The sequence below is a fragment of the Rhodococcus sp. ACS1 genome, from assembly GCF_002300155.1.
GTDB lineage: Bacteria > Actinomycetota > Actinomycetes > Mycobacteriales > Mycobacteriaceae > Rhodococcus_F > Rhodococcus_F koreensis.
In genome coordinates this window covers 488,181-506,121 of sequence record NZ_NSDZ01000011.1, presented here as the reverse complement: position 1 = coordinate 506,121, position 17,941 = coordinate 488,181, and the positions used below count along the sequence as shown (strand labels likewise).

The 17,941-nt window shown below is 65.9% G+C and carries 16 protein-coding genes; 5 read left to right on the top strand and 11 right to left on the bottom strand.

Annotated elements, in window-relative coordinates; genetic code table 11:
* Positions 1–126: 126 nt before the first annotated feature.
* Together CJ179_RS43795 and CJ179_RS43790 are read right to left on the bottom strand one after the other, a co-directional pair.
* Entirely contained in the window at positions 127–408 is a 282-nt protein-coding gene (locus tag CJ179_RS43795) for a hypothetical protein (RefSeq protein WP_072943639.1), read from the bottom strand.
* Positions 405–686: a hypothetical protein gene (locus CJ179_RS43790; protein WP_072943640.1), complete on the bottom strand. Its 282-nt coding sequence runs from the start codon at positions 684–686 to the stop codon at positions 405–407. Before CJ179_RS43790 ends, CJ179_RS43795 begins: the two co-directional genes overlap by 4 nt.
* A 423-nt stretch (positions 687–1,109) precedes the next feature.
* Here CJ179_RS43790 and CJ179_RS43785 point away from each other — a divergent pair, with 423 nt between their 5' ends.
* From CJ179_RS43785 to CJ179_RS43775, 3 genes are all read left to right on the top strand, one after another.
* Positions 1,110–2,390, top strand: coding sequence for a sodium:proton antiporter (locus CJ179_RS43785; protein WP_095865577.1), 1,281 nt, complete (start codon positions 1,110–1,112; stop codon positions 2,388–2,390).
* 215 nt (positions 2,391–2,605) lie between these two features.
* The gene (locus CJ179_RS54285; protein ID WP_072943643.1) at positions 2,606–3,175 is read left to right on the top strand and encodes an XRE family transcriptional regulator; all 570 of its coding nucleotides are present in this window, start codon (positions 2,606–2,608) and stop codon (positions 3,173–3,175) included.
* Positions 3,176–3,185: 10 nt separating this feature from the next.
* Positions 3,186–4,256: a low specificity L-threonine aldolase gene (locus CJ179_RS43775; RefSeq protein ID WP_072943644.1), complete on the top strand. Its 1,071-nt coding sequence runs from the start codon at positions 3,186–3,188 to the stop codon at positions 4,254–4,256.
* A gap of 127 nt (positions 4,257–4,383) precedes the next feature.
* On the opposite strand, the gene CJ179_RS43770 is transcribed toward CJ179_RS43775, so the two are convergent.
* Both CJ179_RS43770 and CJ179_RS43765 read right to left on the bottom strand, forming a co-directional pair.
* Positions 4,384–5,595 carry a CaiB/BaiF CoA-transferase family protein gene (locus CJ179_RS43770; protein WP_072943646.1) on the bottom strand — a complete coding sequence of 404 codons (1,212 nt, stop codon included), beginning with the start codon at positions 5,593–5,595 and terminating at the stop codon, positions 4,384–4,386.
* A gap of 232 nt (positions 5,596–5,827) precedes the next feature.
* Positions 5,828–6,316, bottom strand: coding sequence for a hypothetical protein (locus CJ179_RS43765; RefSeq protein WP_072943648.1), 489 nt, complete (start codon positions 6,314–6,316; stop codon positions 5,828–5,830).
* Between the two features lie 531 nt (positions 6,317–6,847).
* On the opposite strand from CJ179_RS43765, the gene CJ179_RS43760 reads away from it, so the two are divergent.
* Positions 6,848–9,025 carry a glutamine synthetase III gene (locus CJ179_RS43760; RefSeq protein ID WP_095865576.1) on the top strand — a complete coding sequence of 726 codons (2,178 nt, stop codon included), beginning with the start codon at positions 6,848–6,850 and terminating at the stop codon, positions 9,023–9,025.
* A gap of 118 nt (positions 9,026–9,143) precedes the next feature.
* Here CJ179_RS43760 and CJ179_RS43755 read toward each other — a convergent pair whose 3' ends face one another.
* The 5 genes from CJ179_RS43755 to CJ179_RS43735 are packed head-to-tail and all read right to left on the bottom strand — an operon-like array spanning position 9,144 to position 14,521.
* Complete coding sequence (locus CJ179_RS43755) at positions 9,144–10,232, bottom strand: phosphotransferase (RefSeq protein WP_095865575.1); 1,089 nt, start codon at positions 10,230–10,232, stop codon at positions 9,144–9,146.
* Entirely contained in the window at positions 10,229–10,582 is a 354-nt protein-coding gene (locus CJ179_RS43750; protein WP_072943653.1) for a hypothetical protein, read from the bottom strand. The genes CJ179_RS43755 and CJ179_RS43750 overlap by 4 nt, the downstream gene beginning before the upstream one ends.
* A complete protein-coding gene (locus CJ179_RS43745) occupies positions 10,579–11,604 on the bottom strand; it encodes a TIGR03857 family LLM class F420-dependent oxidoreductase (RefSeq protein ID WP_095865696.1) in 1,026 nt (341 codons plus the stop codon). Before CJ179_RS43745 ends, CJ179_RS43750 begins: the two co-directional genes overlap by 4 nt.
* Before the next feature lie 51 nt (positions 11,605–11,655).
* Positions 11,656–12,750 (bottom strand): phosphotransferase, encoded by a 1,095-nt coding sequence (locus CJ179_RS43740; protein WP_095865574.1) that lies wholly within the window; start codon positions 12,748–12,750, stop codon positions 11,656–11,658.
* A 31-nt stretch (positions 12,751–12,781) separates the two neighbouring features.
* A complete protein-coding gene (locus CJ179_RS43735) occupies positions 12,782–14,521 on the bottom strand; it encodes a PEP-utilizing enzyme (RefSeq protein WP_095865573.1) in 1,740 nt (579 codons plus the stop codon).
* 267 nt (positions 14,522–14,788) lie between these two features.
* Here CJ179_RS43735 and surE point away from each other — a divergent pair, with 267 nt between their 5' ends.
* Positions 14,789–15,574 (top strand): 5'/3'-nucleotidase SurE, encoded by a 786-nt coding sequence (gene surE, locus CJ179_RS43730; RefSeq protein WP_072943659.1) that lies wholly within the window; start codon positions 14,789–14,791, stop codon positions 15,572–15,574.
* A gap of 94 nt (positions 15,575–15,668) precedes the next feature.
* On the opposite strand, the gene CJ179_RS43725 is transcribed toward surE, so the two are convergent.
* Together CJ179_RS43725 and CJ179_RS43720 are read right to left on the bottom strand one after the other, a co-directional pair.
* Complete coding sequence (locus CJ179_RS43725) at positions 15,669–16,301, bottom strand: hypothetical protein (protein ID WP_095865572.1); 633 nt, start codon at positions 16,299–16,301, stop codon at positions 15,669–15,671.
* 44 nt (positions 16,302–16,345) lie between these two features.
* Positions 16,346–17,854 carry an AMP-binding protein gene (locus CJ179_RS43720; RefSeq protein WP_072943663.1) on the bottom strand — a complete coding sequence of 503 codons (1,509 nt, stop codon included), beginning with the start codon at positions 17,852–17,854 and terminating at the stop codon, positions 16,346–16,348.
* Between the last annotated feature and the right edge of the window lie 87 nt (positions 17,855–17,941).

Genomic DNA, 17,941 nt, shown 5'->3' with positions numbered 1-17,941 from the left:
CCGGCAGCGAAGTCAACCGTTTGTGCGGACAAAGTAGCTCTCGAGGGGAATTTGATGGGTTTCCGCTCGGCGCAGGGCGGGGACCGCCGGCCCCCGGACCAGCGTTCCCCTCGCCTTCCTCGACGGCTATGCGTCCGCGCGTCGCACCAGCGTCGGGACGCCGGCATCGACCCGAATCACACACTGATCGAGCGACTCGAACATCTCCTCCCCTGACGCTCCGGAGACGGAGACTTCATGCAACACTTGCCCTTCCGAGGCGAGAAGCGAGACCTGGGGTGCAACGTCCTCACCCGAGTCCGGGATCGAGTCCGCCCCCGCGGTCCGCATGACGGCGGCCAGAATGCTGCCGCTGTCGTCCGCCAGGACCTGCACGTGGGACACCTTCGGTGATTCCTGTGTCGTCATGCGAGTACGCCTCCTTCGAGATGGAACCAGATGCCCGAATTCGAGCTGTTATGAATGCCGAGCGCGTACCACTGCCTGCTGGGGCCGCCGAATACCGGTTCGTTGGCGGTGCCCTGCCACTGCGTCACCAGGACCTTCGTGCCGCCACCACCCTGACTGGCATCGAGTTTCGGCGTCGCCAACTGCGGCCCCTTCCAGATGTCCCCGAACGAGAAGGAGAATTGATTCGCCTGACCAGCGGCGAGAAAAAGCCCCTGCGGCGTTGTCGACCAAGCCATTTCAGTGTCCTTTCGTCGATTCGCGAATGCGATACAGGACCGACCGTACGGCGACCTGCGCCGGTTGGACCGAGTAGTCGACTACGCGAATCTCGCGCCGGACGCGGCGTTCGGTGCGGACACGATGCCGGCGAGGCTGAAGGGGGGCCAGGACGGCTCTCACGTCGCCGCAGGAGATCGTGTTCGTGTTCGTACATGGCCCGCGCTCCGGCCGCGAGGTAGTCCTCTGGCCCTCACGGCTGGACCAGCGCAGCGATCCGGTCAAACCATGGTGAACGCGGGGTTCGTCGTGCTTGGCTGGATGCACGAGACCCGATGAGGAGCCAAGGTCATGAACGAGCCGTTCACTGGTGATCCCGCGCTCGACGAAGTGGGATCCGCCGCGGTGGCCTCGCCGCCCCGCCCTGCCGGGGTAGGGACGCGATGACCTGGGCGATACCGGCGATCGCCGCGATGCTGCTCGCCTTCGCCGCGATCTCCCGGAAAGTTGCGGGTACCCCGCTCACCGCGCCGATCGCCTTCACGGTGGGTGGACTCGCGCTGGGTGCGGAAGGGGTGGGCCTGATCGAGGTGGACGTCACGGGCGAGATCATCAAATTGCTCGCCGAGGTGACGCTCGCGCTCGTGCTCTTCACCGACGCGTCGAACGTCGACCTCACCGCGCTCCGTCCCGAGATCGCGCTCCCGGCACGACTTCTCGGATTCGGACTGCCGCTGACGATCGCCGCGGGCTTCGGCGCCGCGGTGCTCGTGTTCGACGATTTCGGCTGGCCGGAGGCGTTGCTGCTGGCGGTGATCCTGGCGCCGACCGACGCGGCGCTCGGACAGGCGGTCGTGACGCTGCCCTCTCTACCGACGCGGGTGCGGCAAGGCCTCAACGTCGAGAGCGGACTCAACGACGGCATCTGCGTGCCACTGTTCCTGATCGTCCTCGCGATCGCCCGCGCCGAATCGGGGGCGATCGGCGGTGGCTCGGCCGCGATCCTGGTCGCCGAGCAGATCGGCTACGGCATCCTCGCCGGCTTGGGCGCCGGAGCGGTCGCGGCAGCAATCGTGGTCGTCGCCGGCCGGCGCGATGCGATCGACCCGCTGTGGATCCAGATCGTCCCGGTCGCCGCCGCCGTGCTCGCGTACACGATCGCCGTTCCGCTCGGCGGGTCGGGTTTCATCGCGGCGTTCGTCGGTGGCCTCGCCTTCGGTGCCATTCGGCGGCGGGCGGGGGGCGAGCTCTCGCACATGATCGAGGAGTCCGGCGATCTCTTCAACGCGGTGACCTTCATCGTCTTCGGTGCGGTGCTGCTCGGCCCCGCGCTCGGTCACCTGTCGTGGCAGGTGCTCGTCTACGCGGCGCTCAGCCTCACCGTCGTGCGGATGGTGCCGGTGGCGCTCTCCCTCGTCGGCCTGCACGCACGGGGGCCGACCATCGCCTTTCTCGGCTGGTTCGGCCCGCGCGGGCTCGCCACGATCGTCTTCGTGGTCCTGATCGTCGAGGAGTCGGGCGAACTCCCGCACGAAAACCTGCTGCTGACGACCGCGCTGGTCACCATCGGCGCCTCGGTCCTCGCCCACGGACTCACCGCCGCGCCGCTCGCCGATCGTTACGCGGCCTGGTTCCGGGGGCATCCCCGGCCGGAGACCCTCCACATCGAAGCGTCCGGGGAGAGGCCGGGCGATGTCCGTCCTCGCGTGGACGACGGCGGCTAGCAACAGCGGAACCATCCGGTGGGCAAAATGAAGAGGGCCGCCGGCACCTTCTCCGGTGTCAGCGGCCCGTCATCCGCTCCGGGAACGCCACGCAATGCAGCTCAGCGACGGGTTGCCCGCCAGCGCGACGATCATTAGACTGAACGAATAGTTCACTTTACCGAACGCAATGGTGAGCCGAGTCCAAGTGACGGTTGCCAGATCGAGGTGTGAGTATGCCCGGACCCGAGGGGCAATCGGTGAACGACAGGTGCGCCGCCATCGGTGAACAGATCGTGATGCGGCGAACCCAACGCGGAATGTCCGCAGCTGAGCTCGCACGCCGCGCAGGGATCAGCAAAGCGACCTTGTCGGGACTCGAATCAGGTACGGGGAACCCGACGATCACTACCCTGGATTCGCTTGCGGTGGCACTCAGAATTCCGCTCACGGACCTCATTTCCGGCGATCGAGACCCTGGGCCACTCCATCTGCGAGGAACCGGCGTCGAGTCGGGCGAGGTGAAGCGTGAACTTCTCCGCAGGATCAGCGGCGGGCATTCGGTCGAAATATGGCGGATGCGACTACCCGCGAACCACTCCAGCACAGGCCTCCCTCACGCAGACGGCACAGTCGAGCAGCTCTTTATCTCGTCTGGGCACCTTCGTGCAGGACCCGTGGACAACCCCACCGCGCTGGGACCGGGCGACTTACTCGCCTTTGCCGGCGACGCGCCGCACGTGTACGTCACGTCGAACGAGCCAGTTGACTTGACCGTGACATTCATTGTTCCAGTATCGAATTGAAAGGTCATCCATGACCTCGGCCGCCACACCCCTGCAGGGATACCTCAGTGACAACGCTGCAGGCGCGTCCCCCCAGATCCTCGCCGCGATGACGGCAGCAGCGGAGGGCCTGGCCGCGCCGTACGGCAATGACGAGCTTTCGCAGTCGGTGCGGACGAAGTTCGCCGACGTCTTCGACCATCACGTCGACGTATTCCCGGTCGGCACCGGTTCGGCGGCGAACGGACTCGCGTTGTCCGCTCTGACGCCTCCGTGGGGCGCAGTCCTGTCCCACCCGGACGCTCACATCAACAACGACGAGGCAGGCGCACCGGAGTTTTTCACGAATGGTGCGAGATCAATCCTGGTGGACGGCCCGGATTCCAAGATCGACGCGGACTTGTTCCGCGCAGCAGTGGGCCGGAGGAGAGGAGATGTCCATAGCGTGCAGCCCTCCGTCGTCAGCCTCACGCAGGCAACCGAGTCCGGCAGCGCATACAGTCTGGACGAACTCGCGGAACTGTCGTCGATCGCGCACGAAGCGGGTCTTCGTGTCCACATGGACGGTGCCCGTTTCGCCAACGCCTTGATCGCCATCGGGGCGACCCCGGCCGAAATGAGTTGGAAGGCAGGAGTGGACATCCTGTCGTTCGGTGCCACGAAGAACGGCGCGATGACCGCGGACGCCGTGATCTCGTTCGACGGCCGGCTGGCTACCGAACTGCAATACCGCCACAAGCGTGCAGGTCAACTCACTTCCAAAATGCGCTTCCAGACAGCGCAACTCGGCGCCTACCTCGACGACGACCTCTGGCTGAACAATGCACGCCACGCGAACGACATGGCGACGAGACTGCGCGACGGCCTCGCAGGCCTCCCCGGCGTGAAGATCCTGAGCAAGAGCGGCGCCAACATTCTGTTCTGCCACTTCCCCGATCACCTGTCGGCTGATCTCAGGGCTCAGGGGTACGCCTTCTACGGCGACCGCTGGGAGCCGGGAGTCGTTCGGTTCGTGACGTCTTTCGCCCATCACTCATCGGACATCGACACGCTTGTGTCTTCGGTCACCGAACTTACGCGCGGGTACCGATCTGTGCTGTAGGGCGAGAGCAACGATAGACCGCCTCAGCGCGACAACGCCTTTGGTGGCCACGAGACCTCTGTGGCCGCCATCGGATCTGCCTTCGTCGATGCGCTGAGCCATGCGATCTCAGCTGCGGGACGGGAGGCTAACCGACGGCGCCTCCGGTGCGAAGTCCGGCGATCGCGGTGTCGGTGAGGCCGAGTTCGCTGAGCACGGCGTCGGTGTGCTCACCGAGGGCGGGAACAGGTCCCATGGGCAGTTCGACATCGGTGAACGTCATCGGCGGCAGTACCGCTCGCACTGGCCCGGCGGCGGTGTCGACCTCCCGCCACCGGGCACGCTCGGACAGTTGAGGATGGTCGATGAGGTCTCTCATTCCGTTCAGGCGGGCGGCGGGCACGCCTGCCGCGGCGAGTCGTTTGTCCAGTTCCTCGGTGTCGAAACGGCGGGTGTGCTCGGCGACGACCTGGTCGGTTTCGGGTCGGTGCTCCACCCGCAGGATGTTGGTCGCGAACTTCGGATGCTCCGCAAGATCGGATCTGCCGAACACCTCGGTGACCAGCGCCCGCCAGCCGCGGTCGTTCTGCACCCCGATCAGGATCTGCCCATCAACGGTCGGGTACGCGTCGTACGGTGCGATCGAGGCGTGACTCAGACCCATCCGCTCGACTTGAGTGTCCTGGTACATCTGCAGGTACATGGGGTGCCCGAGCCATTCGACGGTCGCGTCGAACATGGACACATCCACCGCGGCCCCCACACCGGTGCGTTCGCGCCGAAACAGTGCTGCCTGCACCGCAGTCAGCGCATACATGCCGGCGGCGATGTCGGCGGCTGGAATTCCCGTCTTGGTTGCCGTCTCGGGGGTGCCGGTGATCGAGCACAAACCGGTCTCTGCCTGCACCAGCATGTCGTACGCCTTACGTGCCTGCAGTGGGCCTGCGGTGCCGTAGCCGGTCATGTTCACCACGATCAGTTCGGGGCGGTCGCGGCGCAAGGCGTCGGCGCCGAGACCGAGACGTTCCATCGCGCCGGGAGCAAAGTTCTGGACGACGACGTCGGCCCGGTCGAGGAGCCGACGTATCACCTCGAGCCCCTCCGCTGACTTCATGTCGACGCAGACCGACTCCTTGCCCCGGTTGAGCCACACGAAATGGGAGGCGAGGCCGTGCACGGCGGTGTCGTAGTTGCGGGCGAAATCGCCCTCCCCCACACGTTCGATCTTGATCACGCGGGCTCCGAGATCGGCCAGGTGCCGGGTGGCGATCGGGGCGGCCACCGCCTGCTCGAAGCTGACCACGGTGATCCCGTCGAGAGGAAGGTCCCGGCGCGCCGTCGAAGTCACAATTGAGGTCACGTGAAATTCTCCTGATGATGGACCGCACGCCGCAGACGGAGCGTTCGGTGCCGGCTACCCGGCATGGTGACTCCAGGATCGACCACCGCCCCACGACGCGGGTGTTCCAAAGCGGAACACCACAGAATCCGATCCGGGGAGCGCTGTGAGAGTCCGCTGAACGAGATCGCGGATTCACGGCGTTGCCGTGCCCTCTACCGGCGGAGGCGAGGACACCGGACTGACCGCCCCGCTATGCGGTGGTGACGTCGGGAGGGTCGGGAAGGTCGACGTCGAGAACGAAGTCGAGCCAGATCAGGGCATCGGAGAGCGTCTCCGCCCGCATGGTCACGTCGAATTGCTCGGCAGCGGTCAGCGACCGCTGCGCTTCGGCGAGATCCTCGGCGAGGAACGCCGACACCGTCCGCAGCACCCAACGCTCCGACGCCGAGAGGGCGTCTACGTCGACGAACCCGCCGTCCGTGAAGCGCAGGTCGAGGATGAACCTCTCCCCCGGTCGCGCGGCGCCCAAACGCGCGGTGACAACGCCGACGATGGCATCGACGACCCAGGCGAGCACGTCGCCGTACTCCGGTTGCTCTCCGACAGCCGGCGGTTCGGCGCACACCCGGGATATCTCGCCCGAGAACCGGACGACGTCGCGGTCACCGACCAGTTGCATCAGCCGGCCGCCGACTGCCGCGGCCGACGAACTGGTGGGGCTGCCCGCGTTCGATCCCATACTTCGAGAATGCCCGGTGCGGGGCACCGCCACACAGCGCGGTGGATCACTCCCAGTCGCCGGTATGGCCCCACCGGTCCCGGCCGCCCAAAGCTGACCGGTGGGGTCCACCGCCCGTGTAGCGGCGTCCGACGGAATTCGATTCGACGTCGGCGCGCTGCGTACGGGCACACCGCCCGATCCCTCGATGGGCGGACTCTCACCTCGGTCTGGAGGTGGCGAATTCGCGATTCGCTTCGCCTGCAACTGATTGGACGCTATCGCGAAATAAGGTAAAGCGCAAGTAAAGTTCCGTCGAGGGCTCGACGTTCCCGCCCCTGCCGGCCGGCGACGGCCTCAACCGACGGACCGAATCCGAACGGTGTAGTTTTGCTGTGGGCCTTATCCTCAGGGGACTCTGCGTGAGCACCGTCACGGCGGTCTGACACGGCCGAGAAATCTGCACGAAACATTCACGTTACGTTCCGTTCGTACAGTGTTGCCCCGACGCACCCCCACCTCATCCGCGGGGTACACGCGAGGGAGAAACACATGAGTGGGAATGCCGTCCGTCTGCAGGCGATCAAGGACGTCGAGGCATACGTGCCCCCGGCCGTCAGTTTCGTCGACGACGAGAAGCCGGGCGAGATCTTCGGTCAGAACGTGTTCAGCAAGACCGTGATGCAGAAGCGTCTGCCGAAGTCGGTCTACAAGTCCGTCATCGCCACGATCGAGAAGGGCAAGCCTCTCGACCCGATGGTTGCCGACGCGGTCGCGTCGGCGATGAAGGACTGGGCACTCGAGAAGGGCGCCACGCACTACGCGCACGTCTTCTACCCCCTGACGGGCCTGACCGCGGAGAAGCACGACAGCTTCTTCGACCCGGTCGGTGACGGGTCGGCGCTCGCCGAATTCGCAGGTAAGACGCTCGTCCAGGGCGAGCCCGACGCGTCGAGCTTCCCCAACGGCGGGCTACGCAACACGTTCGAGGCGCGCGGTTACACCGGGTGGGACGTCACCAGCCCGGCGTATGTGCTCGAGAACCCGAACGGCAACACCCTGTGCATTCCGACGGTGTTCGTGTCGATGACCGGGGACGCGCTCGACCACAAGACACCGCTGCTGCGGTCGCAGCAGGCGATGGGTGTCCACGCGGAACGCATCCTGACGCTCTTCGGCCACGACGACGTCGAGAACATCGTCTCGTTCTGTGGACCGGAACAGGAGTACTTCCTCGTCGACCGGCACTTCTTCCTCGCCCGGCCGGACCTGCTCAACTCCGGCCGCACCCTGTTCGGCGCCAAGCCGCCCAAGGGCCAGGAGTTCGACGACCACTACTTCGGCGCCATCCCGGAGCGCGTTCTCGGCTTCATGATGGACACCGAACGTGAGCTGTTCAAGCTCGGCATTCCGGCGAAGACCAGGCACAACGAGGTCGCCCCCGGCCAGTTCGAGATCGCACCGATGTTCGAACGCGGCAACATCGCCGCCGACCACCAGCAACTGCTGATGACGACGCTCAAGACGATCGCCAAGAAGCACGGCATGGCCTGCCTGTTCCACGAGAAGCCGTTCGACGGTGTCAACGGGTCCGGCAAGCACGTCAACTTCTCGCTCGGCAATTCCGACCTCGGCAGCCTCCTCGTTCCCGGCGACAACCCGCACGACAACGCCCAGTTCCTCGTCTTCTGTGCTGCCGTCATCCGCGGGGTGCACAAGTACGGCGGCCTGCTCCGCGCCTCCGTCGCGTCGGCGACCAACGATCACCGCCTCGGCGCGAACGAGGCTCCCCCGGCCATCATCTCCGTCTTCCTCGGAGATCAGCTCGCCGGCGTGTTCGAGCAGATCGCGAAGGGTGCGGCCACCTCGTCGAAGGGGAAGGGCACCATGAAGATCGGTGTCGACACCCTGCCCGTGCTCCCGACCGATCCGGGCGACCGCAACCGCACGAGCCCGTTCGCCTTCACCGGCAACCGGTTCGAGTTCCGGGCGCCGGGTTCGATGCAGACCGTCAGCGGACCCATCGTCACGATCAACACGATCATGGCCGAGTCGCTCGACTACATCGCGACCGAACTCGAGACCGCGGTCGCGAACGGCACCGACTTCGACACCGCGGTGCAGAACCTGCTCACCGAGATCATCACCAACCACGGTGACGTCGTGTTCAACGGTGACGGGTACTCGGAGAACTGGCAGAACGAGGCGGCCGCGCGTGGACTGCCGAACCTGCGCACGACCCTCGACGCGTTGCCCGAACTGATCACCGAATCGGCGGTCGAACTGTTCGGCAAGTACCAGGTGTTCAACCACCGGGAGATGCACTCTCGCTACGAGATCGGTCTCGAACAGTACGCGCTGACGATCGGTGTGGAAGCACGGCTGACCCTGGAATTGGGACAGACGTCGATCCTCCCCGCCGCGATTCGCTACCAGACCGAGTTGGCGCAGAACGTTGCGGCGCTGAAGGCCGCAGGCGTGGACGCGGACCTGTCCGCGCTCGAAGCCGTGTCGGCACCCCTGACAAACCTCAGGGTCGCGCTCGCCGAGTTGAAGTCCGCGCTCACCGCTCAGGGTGAATCGGAGGCATTGGCGGAGGCAACGCATGCCAAGGACGCCCTCCTGCCCGCGATGGCTGCCGTTCGCGCAGCAGCAGACAGCCTCGAGGACATTGTGGCCGACGACCTCTGGCCGCTGCCCACGTACCAGGAGATGCTCTACGTCCTCTGACGGACTGGAGTAGATCTGCACGTCATCAAGGTCCGGAACCTACGGCGGAAGCTGTAGGTTCCGGACCTTCGTGTCGACTCGCACCGCCCGGATCTCGGAGTACCTGTCACCGGCTGGATCAGGCCGAATCGCCGAGCGCTTCGACGGATTTCCAATCGACCGCGGCTGCGCAGTTGCGCCGCAGCAGCGCAAGAATCAGCTGGTTCACCACATCGTTGTCGGGGAGAACCGCGACCGCGGCGAGTGTGACGTAGAGGCCGCTGAGTAGCTGGATCCTGTAGTCGGCCGTCGCCTGCCCCTCGTCGTATCCGGAGGATTTCTCCGCGAACACGTCGATGTACGTCTTCAGCAATCGTGTTTCGTGTAGTCGGCGTTCGGCGACGTCGACACTGCCCGACATGAAGTACGCGAAGTCGTACATCGGATTGCGCAAGCCGGTGAACTGCCAATCCAGGAGCACGGCCGACACTCCCGCCTCCGACCTCTCGAAGAGAACATTGTCGACGCGAGGGTCGCCGTGAGTGAGTGTCAGGTGTTGCTGCGGCAGCCCGTACCAGGTGCGAACGAGTGCGACGGCATCTCGAACGGCGGCGAGGAAGTCCGGCGGGAGGTCCCCGGCGAAGCGAGTCAGCGCGGCCGCGGCCCCGCGTTCCGCCGCATCGCACCAGTAGTCGGAGACCTCGGACATGCGCACCAACCACGCTGGCGCTGCCTCGTCTGTCAGTGGGAAGAAGCTGGAGTGCAGGCGAGCGAGTTCCGCGACAAGGGATTCCGCCTCGGCCACACCACACCCCGCGGCTTGATTGCCGGGCGTCGTCGTTGCCGTCAAGTCCTCCAGGACGAGGTTGATGTTCGTCTCGTCGCCGGCCACCCAGAAGCACCGCGGAATCCGGCAAGCCTGTCGGCCACCGACTTCCCGGTAAGCGCCGATTTCGCGGTGGTATGCACCGCTCCGCAGTCCGTGCGCGTGCGCACCCGGTGCGCTCGGACGAAACTTCACCACGACCGCGGCGGGGGAACCCGATTCGGCTCGTGCGTACTCGATGCCGATTCGTACGGTGTCGCTCACGTTGCCTGCGCCGATCGGCTGCGCCGAGATCGACGCGACCTCGACCCCAGTGTGGCCTGCCTGCCGTAGCACGGACTGCACCCATGCGGTGTCGATCTCGGTGGCGACGTCGAGCACTCTGGGAGTCGGGTGATTCATGACCAGGACCCTTCGAAGTAGTTGGAGTTCCACACATCCGTGATGAGTCCCGCGGTCGCTTTGAAGACCTCGATTCCGCAGAGCCGCTCTCCGGTGGACAGGCGGATCGCGTTCCACGTCAGCGTCGCGAATTCCTCGTTGCCGGAGAGGTTGGTCACCTCAAATGTCGGCTGGTTCGACGCCAGGTCGGCACGAATGCGCTCGATTTGCTGATTCCGGCTGAGCGCGACGGTGTTACCCGCTTCGTGTCGAATGACCGGGTCTCCGCAGATTTCGTGGATGAGCTCGACCCGTTGCTTGTTGTAGATCTCGAACACATACTGTTCGACGAGTTCGACGGGGGTTCTCACCGGAGACTCCTGTACGTCTCGACGACCGGCTCGAGTTCTGCCGGGGTCGAGCAGTGCATGATGACACCGTCGACACCGAGATCGAGTTGGGCGGAGACCTTCTTCGCGCAGGCCTCGGCTGATCCTGTGGCGGCTGCGTCGAGCCACTCGGCGGGCAGCACTGTGCCGATGTGCTCGATCTCGGACGGGGTCGCCACCGCATCGCACCAGCCGTTCAATCCGGCGACCACCGGATCTTCTCGGAACCGCTGGAGCGCGTTGGGGTCCCAGTTGTTCGTCTTCACCATCAGGTCTCCGTACACCTGCAGGTAGGTGGCGAGTCTAGCCACGGTCTTCTTCAGTTGCAGTTCGACGGGCAGGTGATCGGGAACCGTTGCGTAGCAGGACCACACCTTGACCGCTGCGGGATCACGACCGGCCTTCTCCGCGGCGGTGCGGACCGCGTTCACACACCGCACGACAGTGTCGTCCGAGAAGTACGTGTGGAGAACGACGACGTCAGCGGCTCGCCCGGCCAGGGCCAGGGTCGCAGGCCCGAATGCGGTCAGCCCGATCGGAATGTTCTCGTCGAATGTCGGGTCGAGGCGCAGCGCCGGATAGTTTCCGGCCGGGCCGCTATGGCCCTCGACGGTCTCTCCCTTCCACAATCGGCGCATCAGACCGATGAAATCCTCCAGTTGCGCGGTGGTGACCGGCGGGAGGCCGAAGGCTTTCAGTTGCGGTGCCAGCCCACGACCGAGGCCGAGGACGAAGCGGCCGTTCGTCAGCCGGTGCATCGTCGTCGCCCATGCTGCTGTCACCATCGGGTGGCGGGTGTTGTGGTTGGTCGCAGCAGTGGCGATGTTCAGGCGTTCGGTCACCGCACCGGCCGCGCCCGTCAACGACCCGAGTTCCTTGACGTTGAACCGTTCGGAAAAGAACGCGGTGCCCAGGCCGAGACGCTCGGCCAGTGCCAGTTCGCCGTACATCTCTCGGGGAGACTCGACGTGTCCGCCGAGTGCGTAGAAGCCCAGTTCAGGCATCGAATCGTTCACTGAGTGTGCCTTTCGTGAGAACCGCAGTCGGGCGCCGACCTACCCACGGTTCACCGCGGCGAGTGGGTGGATCCCGATGTGGCGGGTGCCGTCGCGGTCCCGTGCATGTGTCAGGGAATTGGTGACCATGGACAGAAACAGGTCGTCACCGCGCTCCGTTCGTTCCACCAGCATCGCAGCCGCAACCCCGATGATGAAGTTGTGGAAGGTCGCGCACGCATAGTCCTGGACGAGACGTTCGAACGGATAGCCTTCGACCCCGAGGTCGACGAGTTCCGAGTGGTAGTGGAGGAGTAGTTCGTCCTCGTTCGCTCGACGTGTCGCGGCGTCCAGCGCGCCACCGATGAAGTAGGCGACGTCGACGACTCCCGGTGCGTACACCACTGTTTGCCAGTCCAGTACAACGAGCGGTACTTCTCCGCCGTGCGCGTCGAACAGAACGTTGTCGGGTCGGTAGTCTCCGTGCTGGACGGTGTAGGGCATCCTCTCCAGCGCCTGGTAGTACCCGGCGATGTTGTCGACGAATTCCTGCCCCAGTGCGATGTCGGCCTCGCTGAGCCGGCCGGCGTAGCGCTGACGGAATCCGTCGTACCATTCGGGCATCATCTCGGCGAATCGCTGCCAGTAGCTCGACGAGATGTCCATCCACGGGTTGCCCCTGAGTTCTTCGGAACCCCAGTAAGGCGCGTGGATCCGCGCGGCTTGTTCGACGGCGAGCCGCGTTTCGGCCACCGTGCAGCCGGTCAGCTGGTTTCCGGGACGTGCGGGAGTGAGATCCTCCAGGATGAGAACGAATTCGGTATTGTTCGAATCGATTTCGGCGTGGAAACAGGACGGGACGCGGACCTGGAGGTGCGGCGCGATCTCGGTGTAGAAGCCGACCTCACGGGCGTAGTTGAGCTCGCTGCGTCCGGCGGCGCGGCTCTGCTCGCTGTCGGAGGTCAGTTTCGCGACGAGCGACACGGGGCCGCTGCCAGGGTCGGAGTACGAGATCGTGATCTGATAGCTGTCGGCGACCAGACCTGTGCCTATCGGTTCGATTGCCGTGTCGGTCACCCGGTTACCGGAGGCGAGTATTCCCTTGTCGCGCAACACTCGATCCAGCCAGCTCGCGCAAATATCAGCTGCGTGCAATGTCTTCTCCTTATCGAGGGCCGGTACCGACTCAGATCTCGAGCACCGTCACGACACCTGTCGTGCCGTCGACCTCGATGAGTGCTCCGTTCGGGATGCGCTTGGTCGCGTCGGTGGCCGAGACGATGCACGGGATACCGATTTCCCGGCTGACGATCGCGGCGTGCGAGAACGGGGCTCCGACGTCGACGACCACCGCGGAGGCGGCGACGAACAGCGGTGTCCAGGACGGGTCGGTAATCGGGGCGATGAGGATCTCTCCGGGCTCGAGCGCGGAGGGGTCGTCGGGGGTGGTCAGGACCCGGGCGATGCCCCGGGCGGTGCCGGTGCAGCCGGACACGCCGACCACAGACTCGCCCGCGGCCAGCGCAGCACCGGCGGCGCCTGCGCGGAGCGACCAACCCTCTAGCGGCGGAACTTCCTCGGACACCACGAACGGCGGCTTGACGTCGAAGAGCGCGATGTAGCTCTTTTCCCGCTCGCGTACGATGTCGGTGAACGCAGCGGGATCGACGAGGTAGGCATCGAGTTCGTCGGCGAAGAGCATGAAGATCTGCTCCACGCTGTCGAGGGCTCCCGCCTCGACCCCGCGTCGGCCGAGCTCCCGTGCAGGAAGCCGGATTTCGTGGATCACCATGGCCGCCGTGGTGCGAGCGCGTTCGCGGCCGCGGAGCCAGAGAGCGGCGGCGGCGAGGGTTGCCTCGAACTGGGCGGAGGTCTCGGGATCCCCGGCGAGGAGCTCACGGACCACCGAAGCGGCGGCCTCGCGTTCCTCACTTCGGATGGCGCCCTTACCTTCCGGCGCCTCGTCGTCACCGACCCGCCGCATGCGGTCGACGGTGGCCAGCGCCAGTTCCGGTTTGACGCCCCATGTCTGGGCGCGGATCTCCCATTCCGCCGGGCCGCGGAAGTCCCAGTCCGACAGGAACGCGTCGAGATCGGTGCGGAACGCGGTGACGGCTGGGTCGGTGCTCGCCGACAGCCGGTCGTAGAGGCCGGGGACGCCCTCGTCGAACACGGCGGCCACCGCCGGATCCTGGGCGGTGCGGCTGAGGGTCCACATCCGCTTGGAGGGTCCGGTGGAGTCGACGTCACCGATGCCGCCGACCAGGGTGAGGGCGAGCTCGGGCCTGCCGACGGCGGCGGCGATCTGCGCGACGGCCCCCAGCCCGACACCCGATTTGAGGCTGGCCTCGATGTGGTGCTGGAACAGCGGCCGCAGGATGTAGTCGAAGGAGGTAATGCGCTCGCGCAACTGCTGATCGGTCAACGCGGACATGTCGGGCCGGTCGGCGCGGATCCGCACCACGTCCTGACGGTCGGCGTCGTACTCGGGCAGCCCGGTGGCCCCGATGACCTCCTCGACCAGCCAGGCGCCGGCGCGCTCGGCGAACTCCGGGTTCTCGTCGAAGTCCCGCTTCTCGCTCTCGTAGCTGGGAATCCCGGGCATGTCACCGAAGTACTGCAGGTCGACCGCCTCCGGTGACATCCCCGGCACACGGACGCCGAACAGCCGCATCAGCGACATGTTGATGTACAGGTAGCTGCCGAAGGCCGGGAGGATGTTGTAGTCGACCGTGGCGTCGTAGAGGTCGTGGCCCCAGACCTTGCATGCGACGAAGGCGTCCCGCCAGCCCGGTTCGAGATTGTGCTGGAATCCGGCGGAGGCGTTCAACGGACTGATCGGGTCGGGGAAGATCTCCCCGACGTTCGCGCGGGAGTACAGGGGAAACACCTTCGACACAGTGTCGTTGATGGGCCACTCAGCCATGCGATGCCTTCTTTCAGACAAATGTTTGGAGTGCCGGTTTCATTCCGGAACGATGCACGTCGCCTTTCGTGTTAGCGACTGTGAATTCACATTCTTATGTGAGTGGCGTCACTCTGTCAAGAGTCCCTGGCCTTGACCGGCCTCACGTCTGACGAGTTTCCACGTTTGCCGGTAGACAAAAGTGTGAATACTGCGTCACAATCCTTGGATACGAGGTCTGAGCTGGCGTCTGGTTTGTGGAGGTCGGCAGGGAAGGAGAGCGCTCACATGCGCATTTTGGTCACCAACGACGACGGCATCGACGCACCCGGACTGCATGCGGTGGCGACAGCTCTGGCAACCGAGGGGTACGAGATCACCATCGCCGCGCCGCGCGGCGAGTGCAGCGGCAGCGGCTCTTCGCTGGGCACCCTCGAGCACGGAGCGGAGATCGCCTACACGGAGCGCCGCTTCGAGCACCTGCCGGGAGTGCAGGCGCTCAGCTTCGACGCCCCGCCCGCATTTGCGGTGTTCGCGGCGTGCGCGGGGGTGTTCGGCCCTCCGCCGGACCTGGTCGTCAGCGGCATCAATCCGGGCCCGAACACCGGCCGGATGATTCTGAATTCGAGTACGGTGGCGGCCGCTTTGACCGCGTCGACCCTCGGCGTCCGCGGTCTCGCCGTCAGCTGCGGGTTTCCGCCGGAGCACCGATTCGACACCGCCGGCCGCATCGCGGTGTCGGCGGCACAGTGGATGCTCGCCCACAGCGCCCACCGTGCCGTGCTGAACGTCAATGTGCCCGATCTCGACATCAGTGAGGTCAAGGGCGTGCGGATGGCGCCGCTGGCACCGCGAGGACTGCTCGGCTTGACCTTCGACAAGACCCCGGACACGGTGCGGCTGTTGCGATTCGCCAATACCGAACGCCTCGGCACCGGAACCGACTCCGCTCTCGTGCGTGACGGCTACGTGTCGATCAGCGCCATTTCGGCCGTGGCGGCCAACTCCGAGGGCTCAGGCGTCGCGGCGCACGTCGAGGCGTGCCTGCCGTTCCCGGTGGCCGCCGAGTCCTAGGCGCAGGATTTTCCTGCGCTGCACCGTATATCGAACGCAGAAGGGTCGGGCCGGTCATCGACCGGCCCGACCCTTCTGCGTGTTGTGCGCTTGGTCAGCCTTCGTCGGCAGCGCCCCGGGTCCGCCCGGCGCTGAGGATGAGGTCTTCGTGCAGTTCCATCCAGATGTCGTGGTAGCTGTCGTACATCGGCCGCGCGAACGAGGCGTTGTCGCCGCCGCGGATGCGGTCGAGCGCCGCGGAGAGGCGCGGCAGGTAGCGACCGAACCGCGGCAGCGCATCGACCAGTTCCGGGAGCGACGCCCGCAGTTGCTCGTCGGTCTGCGCCAGCGCGCCGACGACCTCGCCGTCGTAGGTCGGGTCGCCGTGATCGTTGGGGGTGTCGTCGCTGCGCATCTGCCAGCGCTGACACACCATCTTGAAGTCGGAGTTGATCGGCAGGAATCGGTCGTAGAAGGCTGTCAGTGCGGTGGCCGCGGCGGTGGTGGCCGGATCCTGTGCGAGTAGCCGCAGATGCTCGGCCTTGCCCGCGGGGGTCAGCATCGCTCCCGGCATCCGGCCCTCCCGGCGCACCACCAGACCCTGCTCGACGAGCGGATCCAGGGCTGCCGGCAGGTCCTCGACGGGCACGCCCGACAGGGCGCTGAGCACGTTGTCGTTGGCCAGTCCCTTCACGCGGAGCGAATGCAGGACGTCGAAGGTGTGTTGATCTTGCTGGGCGTGAACCATGTCTGGCTCCTGTTCGGGTGAGCGGTGGTCAGATTGTGTCTTCGTCAGGAATTCGCGAAATAGTGCGAGCGCAGGGCCTTCTTGTTGAGTTTTCCGGTGGGCAGCCGCGGCAGGCGGTCGACGAAGTCGATCGAGCGGGGCGCTTTGAAGGTCGCCAGGCAGCCGCGGCAGTAATCGATGAGGTCGGCGGCGGTGGTGGCGTCACCCGGTACACCCTCGCGCAATTCCACCATCGCCTTGACCTGTTCCCCGAATTCCGGGTCGGGGATGCCGAATACCGCAGCGTCGACGACATCGGGATGGCGCACCAGGGCGGCCTCGATCTCCTCGGGGTAGATGTTGACCCCGCCGGAGATGATCATGAAACTTTCCCGCCCGGCGAGGTAGAGGAATCCGTCCTCGTCGAGGTAGCCGCGGTCGCCCATGCTTTTCCAGCCGGCACTCGTCGCGGTGTCTCCCGCGTTGACGTAGGCCGCCGCGGCCGGCGGTTCGAACCAGACCTTGCCGATCTCACCCGTCGGCAGCGGGGTGCCCGCGTCGTCGGTGACGTGCACACGGGTGCCGCCGAGGGGTCGGCCGACCGACCCGGGGTGGTCGGCGGATTCGGCCGCGGAGATGTACGTGTGCCCGTAGCCCTCGGAGGCGCCGTAGTACTCGTGCAGGACGGGCCCCCACCACGCGTTGATCTGTTCCTTGACCTCCACCGGGCAGGGCGCGCCGGAGGTGACGGCGGTGGTGTGCGTCGGCGACAGCGCGATGGCGCTCCTGTCGGGCAGGGCGAGGATGCGCAGCAGCATCGTCGGCACCCACTGCGAGTGGGTGACCCCGTGGGCGGCGATCGCCGTCATGGCCGCGGACGCGTCGAAGCGTTCCATACACACGACCGTGCCGCCGGCGGCCATCGTCATCAGCTGGAAGGTGAACGGCGCCGCGTGGTAGTTCGGGGCGGGCGAGAGCAGCACCGTGTCCGAGTCGATGCCGAGTTTCAGGGCGAGGCCCGCGTGACGGGTGGGGGCGTCCGCGGGATGGATGTCCAGCAATTTCTGCCGGAACGCCTTCGGACGGCCGGTGGTGCCGCCGCTGTAGAGGACGCGGGCGCCGAAGCGCTCGTCCGCGATGGGAGTCCTCGGGTGGTTCGCGATCGCCGCGGCGAGGTGCTCGACCCCGGGAGCAGGATCGGTGCACAGGGTCAGCGCGGTGTGCCCGCCGGGAAGGGCGTCGGCGACCGCTCCGGCGAGCGAGCCGCTGGTGACGACCGCGGCCGGTGTCGCTTCGGCGAGGAGCGCGGCGAGTTCGGCGGCGCCGAGGTGCCAGTTCACCGGTGTGACATACAGGCCCGCGCGCATTCCGGCCGCGACCACCACCGGCCATTCGATCCGGTTCTCCATCACCAGGACGATGGAATCGCCTGCTGTCACGCCTCTGCTGCGCAGGAGATGGGCGAGCTGGTTGGACTGCTCGTCGAGCTGCCGGTAGGTGAGCGAAGAACCGGAGGCGGCCATCACGAACGCGAGAGAATCAGGATGCTCGGTGGCGATTGCGGGTGGGTACACGTGACCTCTTTTTGTGAATTGTTCGTCACTATCTAGGTCAGGCTACAAGCGATTTGACTCGTCTTACAAGGGGTATTTGCAAATCCG